Genomic DNA, 6,492 nt, shown 5'->3' with positions numbered 1-6,492 from the left:
AGGGGGACGTGCTTGGGGTGGCGAGGGTGGCGGGCATTATGGCCGCCAAGCGCACCTGGGAGGTCATCCCCCTGTGCCACCCCCTGCTGCTCAGCCATCTGGCGGTGGAATTTGAGATTCTGGAGGAGGAGTGCGCCGTCCGGGCAGAGTGTACGGTCAAGCTCTCCGGTAAGACAGGGGTGGAGATGGAGGCCCTCACCGGGGTGTCCGTGGCCCTGCTCACCATCTATGACATGTGCAAGGCCATCGACAAGGGCATGGAGCTGGGGGAGATCCGCCTGGTCCACAAGGAAGGCGGCAAGTCGGGGGTGTACGACCGTGGGTAAGCCCCTGGTGATCGCCGTCTCCGGGGTGAAGAACTCCGGCAAGACCACCCTCATCGAGGCCATGCTCCCTCTGCTGGCGGAGACGGGGCTCCGTGTGGCGGTGATCAAGCACGACGGCCACTGCTTCGACCCCGACCCGCCGGGCACCGACACCGGCCGGTTCATGGCCGCCGGGGCGACGGGTACTGCCATCTTTGACGGGAAAAAGTTTGAAGTGGTCAAAAGACAGCCGGTGACGGAGGAGTTTTTGATTGCCCAATTCCCGGAGACCGACCTGATCCTGCTGGAGGGCTTCAAGTACACCCCCTGGCCCAAGCTGGAGGTGGTGCGGGGTGAGATTTCCCAGGCGCCGGTGTCCGACCCGGCCACCCTGCTGGCTCTGGTCACCGACCTGGAGCTGTCTCTGCCCGGCATCCCCACCCTGCCCCTGAGAGAGCCAAAGGCGGCAGCCAATCTGCTGCTGGACTATATCCAAAAGGAGAGAGATCACCATGCTTGATGCCCTGGGGCGGGACATCCGCTACCTGCGCATTTCCGTCACCGACCGGTGCAACCTGCGCTGCCGCTACTGCATGCCGGAGAAAGGGGTGGAGTGGATGGACCACGGCTCCATCCTCACCTATGAGCAGATTGTCCGGCTGGTGGGGCTGTTTGCCGCTCTGGGGGTGGAGAAAGTGCGCCTCACCGGTGGGGAGCCTCTGGTGCGGAAGGGGCTGGAGCGGCTGGTGCGGGCCATCAAAGAGGTACCGGGTATTCGCCGGGTACGTATCACCACCAACGGCCTGCTGCTGGCCGAACAGCTGCCCGGCCTGCTGGCGGCGGGGCTGGATGGGGTCAACCTCAGTCTGGATACTCTGGACCGGGTCCAATACCAGGCCCTTACCCGCCGGGACGGGCTGGAGCAGGCCCTGGAGGGACTGAACGCCGCCCTGGCTGCCCCCGGCCTGACGGTGAAGGTGAACTGCGTTCCCTCCGGGGAAAATGACGACCAACTGGTACCGTTGGCGGCTCTGGCGAAAGATCGGAATCTTTCGGTACGCTTTATCGAGCTCATGCCCATTGGCCTGGGCTCCACCCTCCCCCGCCGGACGGAGGCGGAGGTGCTGGCCAGGCTGGAAGCCGCTTTCGGCCCCGCCCTGCCCTGTCTCCAGGAGGAGGGCGGCGGTCCCAGCCGGTATGTCACCTTTCAGGGGTTCCGCGGGCAGGTGGGCTTCATCAGCGCGGTGAGCCACCGGTTCTGTTCCAGCTGCGACCGGGTGCGGCTCACCGCCGCCGGCTTTTTAAAAACCTGCTTGCAGTACGACTGTGGGGTGGACCTGAAAGCCCTGCTGGAACAGGGCGCGGATGACGCCGCCTTGACGCGGGCCATCCGGGAGACCATCGCCCGCAAACCGGAGGGCCACCACTTTGGACAGGCGCCCACCGGCCGGGATGAGGACCGCAACATGAATCAAATTGGAGGATAACGCTATGGGCAAGGTAATTGCCGTCTGCGTCAGCGAGCAGAAGGGCACCCAGAAGAAAAATGTAGGCACCGCTCAATTTGTGGAGGACTGGGGGATCCAGGGGGACGCCCATGCAGGCAAGTGGCACCGGCAGGTGTCCCTGCTGCCCCATGAGCAGGTGGAAGCCTTCCGGGCCAGAGGAGCCGTGGTGGATGACGGAGCCTTTGGAGAGAATCTGGTGGTGGAGGGCTACGACTTCAAAGCCCTGCCCATTGGCACCAAATTCAAATGCAATGACGTGATGCTGGAGCTGACCCAGGTGGGCAAGCAGTGTCACAGCCACTGTGAGATTTACAAGGTCATGGGGGACTGCATCATGCCCCGGGAGGGCGTGTTCACCAAGGTGCTCCATGGTGGTACCATCTCGGTGGGCGACGTGCTCACCATTGTGGAGGAGGAGTAATATGCGAATTGCCATCATCACCCTCAGCGACTCTGGTTATGCCGGACAGAGGGAGGACAAGAGCGGCCCGGTAATCCGGGAACTGGCAGAGGCGGCTGGGTACGAGATTGTACACACCGCCCTGCTGCCTGACGGCGTGGAGCCCCTGTCCTCCGAATTGAAGCGTCTGTGCGATGAGGAGCTGGCCGACCTGGTGCTTACCACCGGCGGTACCGGCTTCTCCCCCACCGATCTGACCCCGGAAGCCACTCTGGCGGTAACCGAGCGCCATGCCCCCGGCATTGCCGAGGCCATGCGGTACAAATCCCTCCAGATCACTCCCCGGGCCATGCTGAGCCGGGCGGCGGCTGGCATTCGCAAGAAAACCCTCATCGTCAACCTGCCGGGCAGCCCCAAGGCGGTGCGGGAGTGTCTGGAATTCATCCTTCCCTCTCTGGGCCACGGTCTGGAGATTCTCAGGGGGACTGCGGGCAACTGCGCCTCGCCAGAATAAACTGCGCTCCGTTCCGCCCGGCAGATGCCGGGCATTCACTCCACTTCGTTGATTCTGGCTCTCCTCACGGGACCCGCTTTGCTGGGCTCCCGTGAGGCATGGAAGAAACCCATGCGGATAAAGTGAGCCTGACGGCTCATTTTATATAAATTCTTCGAGCCCGTATCGCCTAAAGCGCAAGCCAGGGCGGCGGGCCGGGGTATATCTGGAAACGGATATGCCTACCACTTTGTAAAGGAGAATACAGCATGAAAAAACTCGTATCCCTCACCCTGGCCCTGGCACTGACCTTGGGCCTCACCGCCTGCGGAGGCGGGAATCCCGGTGCCGCCGACAGCCCGGCGGCCCAGAACAGCGAGACTCCGGCTCCTCAGACGGAAAGCGTGGACGTGGTGGTGTTCGCCGCCGCCTCCATGGAGGCCACCCTCACTGAGATCGCCGAGCTCTACAAGGAGGTGGCCCCCAACGTCACCCTCACCTTCACCTTTGACTCCTCCGGCACCCTCAAGACCCAGATCGAGGAGGGCGCGGTGTGCGACCTGTTCATCTCCGCCGCCCAGAAGCAGATGAACCAGCTGGACGCCGCCGACACCACCGGCACCAACGAGGGGCTGGACTTCGTCCTGTCCGACACCCGCATCAACTTTGTGGAGAACAAGGTGGTGCTGGCGGTGCCCGATGAAAACCCCAAGGGGATCGAATCCTTCCAGGACCTGGCCACCGATAAGCTGGAGCTGCTCTGCCTGGGCAACGACGACGTGCCGGTGGGCGCCTACTCCCTGCAGATCCTGGACACCCTGGGCATTGACATTGCCGGTCTGGAGGAGGCTGGCAAAGTGACCTACGCCTCCAACGTGTCCGAGGTGGCCACCCAGGTGAAGGAGGGCGCCGTGGACTGCGGCATCATCTACGCCACCGACGCCTTTACTTATGAACTTAACGTGGTGGATCAGGCCACTGCCGACATGTGTGACCAGGTGATCTACCCCGCCGCTGTCATGAAGTGTGGCGGCAGCGAGACCAGCCAGGCCGCCGCCCAGGCCTTCCTGGACTACCTCCACACCGATGAAAACGCCATTGCCGTGCTGGAGGGCGTGGGCTTTACCGTGTTATAAACGAGGACGGTGGATATTTTGGACTGGTACCCCCTGTTTAACTCCCTGCGGATCGCCGTCATTTCCACCTTCCTCATTTTCTTCCTGGGTATCTTCGCCGCCTACTATGTGGCCAAGCTGCCCCGGCTGGTGAAGGGGGTGCTGGACGTGGTGCTCACCCTGCCCCTGGTGCTCCCTCCCACGGTGTTGGGCTACTTCCTGCTGCGGCTGCTGGGGCCCAAGCGGGTGCTGGGCCTGTGGTTTCTGGAGGTCTTTGACCTGCGGCTTACCATGGTGTGGTACGCCGCCATTTTTGCCTCGGCGGTGGTGGCCTTTCCGCTGATGTACCGCACCGCCCGGGGGGCCTTCGAGTCCTTCGACATAACCCTGGCCCACGCCGCCCGCACCCTGGGCCGCTCCAACACCTGGATCTTCTGGCGGGTGATGCTGCCCTGCTGCAAGCAGGGGATCATTGCCGGAACGGTGCTGGCCTTCGCCCGGGCGCTGGGCGAGTACGGCGCCACCTCCATGATCGCCGGGTACACCCCCGGCAAGACCGCCACCATCTCCACCACGGTGTACCAGCTGTGGCGCACCGGGGACGACGCAGGGGCCGTGCGCTGGGTGCTGGTGAACCTGGCTATCTCCGCCGTGGTACTGCTGTGCGTCAACATGCTGGAGAAAAAGGACCGCAGGCCACGCCGGAAGGCGGCTCCCGTGTCCGGGGAGGTGGCGTGATGGGCCTGTTTGTGGACATCCACAAGGACCTGGGGGCCTTTCAGCTGAACGTGTCATTTGAGACAGACAGCGGACAGCTCACCGGCCTGCTGGGGGCCTCCGGCTGCGGCAAGAGCATGACGCTGCGGTGCATCGCCGGGATTGAAAAGCCCGACCGGGGCCGGATCGTGCTGGACGGCAGGGTGCTGTTTGATTCCGGGCAGCGCATCAATCTGCCGCCCCAGAAGCGGCGGGTGGGCTATCTGTTCCAGAACTACGCCCTCTTTCCCCACATGACGGTGGCTCAGAACATTGCCGTTGGGGTACGGGACAAAAAGGCCAGGCAGGAGACGGTGGCCCGGCTGGCGCGCACCCTGTACCTGGAGGGCCAGGAGGGAAAATATCCCAGGCAGCTCTCCGGCGGCCAGCAGCAGCGGGTGGCCCTGGCCCGAATCCTGGCCAGCGAGCCGGAGGTGCTGCTGCTGGACGAGCCCTTCTCCGCCCTGGACAGCTACCTGAAATGGCAGGTGGAGCTGGAGCTGGCCGATCTGCTGGCCTCCTTCTCCGGGCCAGTGCTCTTCGTCACCCACAACCGGGACGAGGTGCAGCGGCTGTGCAGACAGGTATGCGTGCTGGATCAGGGCAAATCCCAGGCCGTCCTGCCGGTGAACGAGCTCTTTGAGGCCCCCCGCACCCTGTCGGCCTGCCTGCTGTCCGGGTGCAAAAATATCTCCCGTGCCAAGCCAACCCCCGACGGCAAAGTAGAGGCTCTGGACTGGGGGATGACCCTGGACCCAAAGAGGCCGCTGCCGGAGGGGCTGAGCCACATCGGCGTGCGGGCCCACTACATCAGGCCAGTGGACGGACCCGGCCCCAATCGTCTGCCCTGTCGGGTGGAGCGGGTGGTGGAGAACGTGTTCTCCACGGTGGTCATGCTGTCCACCCCCGGCGGCGATCAGGGCTTCTCCCGGCTGCGCATGGAGCTGGAAAAGGGCCGTTGGCCGGAGCTGGCCGGCCGCGATCCGCTCTGGCTGGAGCTGCCTGCCGGGGATCTGCTGTTATTGACCAAAGACGGATAAAGACCGCCGGGACCGGTATAGCCGGTCCCGGCGGTCTGCTGTTCTGCTTATTTGCCCAGCTCCTTGTTTTTGGCGAAGGCGGCCATTACCGCCTGGATGGCGGCGGAGCGGAAACCATGTTCCTCCAGAGCGGCCACACCCACGATGGTGGAGCCGCCGGGCGAGCACACCTCGTCCTTCAGCTGGCCGGGATGCTTGCCGGTCTCCAGCACCATGGCCGCCGCCCCCAACAGGGTCTGGGCAGCATAGGTCTGGGCCTGGGCACGGGGCAGGCCCGCCATCACCCCACCGTCGGCCAGAGCCTCAATAAACTGGTATACATAGGCCGGGCCGCAGCCCGCCACGGCGGTGAACTGGTCCATCAGGCCCTCGCTGATGCGCTCCACCCGGCCGGCGTCGGCCAGGATGGCCTCCACAGCGGCAAGGCCGGCCTCGTTCCCCGCCCCGCCGTCGGTGAGGGCCAGCATCCCCTTGCCGATGGCGGCGCAGGTGTTGGGCATCACCCGCAGAATGGGGATATCCCAGGAAATATCCTGCAAAAAGCCCCGGAGCGCGGCAATCTCCACCCCGGCGGCAATGGACACCAAGGTCTTGTCCTCTCCCCGCCCGTGGCAGGCGTTCAAAGCAGGCACCAGGGCGGCCGCCACACCGGAGAGCACCTGAGGCTTGACGCAGAGGAAGATCACCTCCGCCCCCTCCACCGCGGCCGCGTTGTCCGCCGCCGCGGCGCAGCCCAACTCGGCCGCCAACGCCTCCGCCTTCTCCCTGGCATAGTCCGCAATGATTACCTGCTCTGGTCCAATGGCACGGCAGGCCGCCCGGATCAGGGCCCCGCCCATATTGCCGCTGCCAATAAACGCCGCTCGTCTCATTTT

General features: G+C 64.5%; 9 protein-coding genes and 1 riboswitch. Of the genes, 8 read left to right on the top strand and 1 reads right to left on the bottom strand.

The features are described from left to right. From moaC to B5F88_RS03905, 8 genes are all read left to right on the top strand, one after another. Nucleotides 1-326: cyclic pyranopterin monophosphate synthase MoaC (gene moaC, locus B5F88_RS03940; RefSeq protein WP_087341831.1), on the top strand; the 326-nt coding region annotated here is incomplete at its 5' end. Continuing rightward, entirely contained in the window at nucleotides 319-825 is a 507-nt protein-coding gene (mobB, locus tag B5F88_RS03935) for a molybdopterin-guanine dinucleotide biosynthesis protein B (RefSeq protein ID WP_162612106.1), read from the top strand. The genes moaC and mobB, both read left to right, overlap by 8 nt. After that, nucleotides 818-1,792: a GTP 3',8-cyclase MoaA gene (gene moaA / locus B5F88_RS03930; protein WP_087341827.1), complete on the top strand. Its 975-nt coding sequence runs from the start codon at nucleotides 818-820 to the stop codon at nucleotides 1,790-1,792. The genes mobB and moaA overlap by 8 nt, the downstream gene beginning before the upstream one ends. Nucleotides 1,793-1,796: 4 nt before the next feature. After that, nucleotides 1,797-2,234, top strand: a complete 438-nt coding sequence (locus tag B5F88_RS03925; protein WP_087341825.1) for an MOSC domain-containing protein — start codon at nucleotides 1,797-1,799, stop codon at nucleotides 2,232-2,234. A 1-nt stretch (nucleotide 2,235) separates the two neighbouring features. Beyond that, nucleotides 2,236-2,727, top strand: coding sequence for a MogA/MoaB family molybdenum cofactor biosynthesis protein (locus B5F88_RS03920; RefSeq protein WP_087341823.1), 492 nt, complete (start codon nucleotides 2,236-2,238; stop codon nucleotides 2,725-2,727). A gap of 140 nt (nucleotides 2,728-2,867) precedes the next feature. Next, a riboswitch (molybdenum cofactor riboswitch) is annotated at nucleotides 2,868-2,983 on the top strand. Next, nucleotides 2,976-3,842: a molybdate ABC transporter substrate-binding protein gene (modA, locus tag B5F88_RS03915; protein ID WP_087341821.1), complete on the top strand. Its 867-nt coding sequence runs from the start codon at nucleotides 2,976-2,978 to the stop codon at nucleotides 3,840-3,842. It overlaps the preceding riboswitch by 8 nt. A gap of 18 nt (nucleotides 3,843-3,860) precedes the next feature. Continuing rightward, a complete protein-coding gene (modB, locus tag B5F88_RS03910) occupies nucleotides 3,861-4,559 on the top strand; it encodes a molybdate ABC transporter permease subunit (protein WP_087341841.1) in 699 nt (232 codons plus the stop codon). Continuing rightward, a complete protein-coding gene (locus tag B5F88_RS03905) occupies nucleotides 4,559-5,617 on the top strand; it encodes a sulfate/molybdate ABC transporter ATP-binding protein (protein WP_087341819.1) in 1,059 nt (352 codons plus the stop codon). Before modB ends, B5F88_RS03905 begins: the two co-directional genes overlap by 1 nt. A 47-nt stretch (nucleotides 5,618-5,664) precedes the next feature. Here B5F88_RS03905 and proC read toward each other — a convergent pair whose 3' ends face one another. Beyond that, nucleotides 5,665-6,489 (bottom strand): pyrroline-5-carboxylate reductase, encoded by an 825-nt coding sequence (proC, locus tag B5F88_RS03900; RefSeq protein ID WP_204246191.1) that lies wholly within the window; start codon nucleotides 6,487-6,489, stop codon nucleotides 5,665-5,667. Nucleotides 6,490-6,492: the final 3 nt, after the last annotated feature.

Source organism: Flavonifractor sp. An306, from assembly GCF_002159455.1.
GTDB lineage: Bacteria > Bacillota > Clostridia > Oscillospirales > Oscillospiraceae > Flavonifractor.
The sequence above is the reverse complement of the archived record's forward strand: the minus strand, read 5'-3'. Positions and strand labels throughout refer to the sequence as shown.

Coding starts and splice junctions, on each gene's coding strand:
- B5F88_RS03920 (WP_087341823.1), top strand. CDS start 2,236: ATGCGAATTGCCATCATCACCCTCAGCGACTCTGGTTATGCCGGACAG.
- B5F88_RS03925 (WP_087341825.1), top strand. CDS start 1,797: ATGGGCAAGGTAATTGCCGTCTGCGTCAGCGAGCAGAAGGGCACCCAG.
- proC (WP_204246191.1), bottom strand. CDS start 6,489: ATGAGACGAGCGGCGTTTATTGGCAGCGGCAATATGGGCGGGGCCCTG.
- moaA (WP_087341827.1), top strand. CDS start 818: ATGCTTGATGCCCTGGGGCGGGACATCCGCTACCTGCGCATTTCCGTC.
- B5F88_RS03905 (WP_087341819.1), top strand. CDS start 4,559: ATGGGCCTGTTTGTGGACATCCACAAGGACCTGGGGGCCTTTCAGCTG.
- modA (WP_087341821.1), top strand. CDS start 2,976: ATGAAAAAACTCGTATCCCTCACCCTGGCCCTGGCACTGACCTTGGGC.